1 protein-coding gene is annotated in these 1168 nt (G+C 42.7%); it reads right to left on the reverse strand.

The genetic code is table 11. The features are described from left to right. Positions 1-87 precede the first annotated feature (87 nt). Positions 88-1011: an IS30 family transposase gene (locus IV36_RS10545; RefSeq protein WP_056992362.1), complete on the reverse strand. Its 924-nt coding sequence runs from the start codon at positions 1009-1011 to the stop codon at positions 88-90. Positions 1012-1168 lie beyond the last annotated feature (157 nt).

Raw genomic sequence — 1168 nt, forward strand, 5'->3', positions numbered from 1 at the left:
GGCGATGAACATTAGAAAATTGGTGGCGAGGGTTACCAACTATAACTGTTTTATAAAGGCAGATTGCAAGAAATAACTTGAACGAATTTAGTGACGTAGATTAAGCAAGAAGATCTCAATTGGTGTATGCCAATTAAGACATTTAAGTGGCCGGGAATTCAAATACCAATTAATTTGAATCAGCTTGTGATCGCTTAACTCTTCAATGGCTTGGCCTTTGGGAATAAAGCGTCGTAAAACTCGGTTACGGTTCTCATTACTGCCGCGTTCATGTGGTGAATAAGCATGGGCAAAATAAACCGGAGTACCAGTTCGCTGCTCAATTGCCTGGTAGTTAGCGAACTCTTTACCATGATCTACGGTAAGCGTCTTGAGCTTGTCTTGAAGTTGACTAGCTAGTTCAAGTACGGCTTGAGTCATGGACTGACTGTCGCGACCATGGAGCCGTTTAACAATTGTCAGGCGACTCTTACGCTCCACAAAAGTAGCCACAGCTTGGCCTTTACGTTTGCCAGAAAGTACGGTATCAGCTTCAAAGTGGCCGAATTCCTGGCAAGTTTCGACTTTATGAGGCCGCTCCTCAATGGAGCGGCCGTGACTGAACGTACCACGCTTTTCTTTAGCACGATGACGACGAATTCCATAATCAGGCAAATCGGGCAACTGTATATCAAGCCATCCTTGATCAATCCAGTTATAGACCGTCTTGTAGGCAATTCCAACTACATGGGCAACTTGTTCAGGTGACCACTTCTGGACTTGAATCTTTTCCTCGATCAAGTGTTTAAGGTTTTTAGTGAGCGAAGACTTCCGCCCGCGTTGACTAACCTTGCGTTCAAAGTCAGTTTGCGCTAGCTCAGCCCGGTACTCACTATTTAGCCGGTGAAGTTCGTTAAAGACTGTGGTTTTACTAAAGCCTAAGTAATTAGCGATGTATCGCAAGGAACGTCCTTCATTATGAAGCGTTTCAATGACAACACGGTTCTGGAATGATAAAATAGTGGTGCTCATCAAGGTCCTTCTTTCTAATGGATTGTACGGTAACACCATTAGAGACCTTGATGGGTTTTTCTGTCCACTTAAATGTTCAACTTAAATTTTACAATCTGCCTAAACAAAAAGAAGAGATTAGTGAAAATCAAAGAACAATTTTCGCTAATCTCTTCTT

It is taken from the genome of Liquorilactobacillus mali, assembly GCF_001437155.1.
Taxonomy (GTDB): Bacteria; Bacillota; Bacilli; order Lactobacillales; family Lactobacillaceae; genus Liquorilactobacillus; species Liquorilactobacillus mali_A.

Excerpts from the sequence above, each read along its gene's own strand:
- IV36_RS10545 (WP_056992362.1), bottom strand. The coding sequence starts at position 1,011 with ATGAGCACCACTATTTTATCATTCCAGAACCGTGTTGTCATTGAAACG.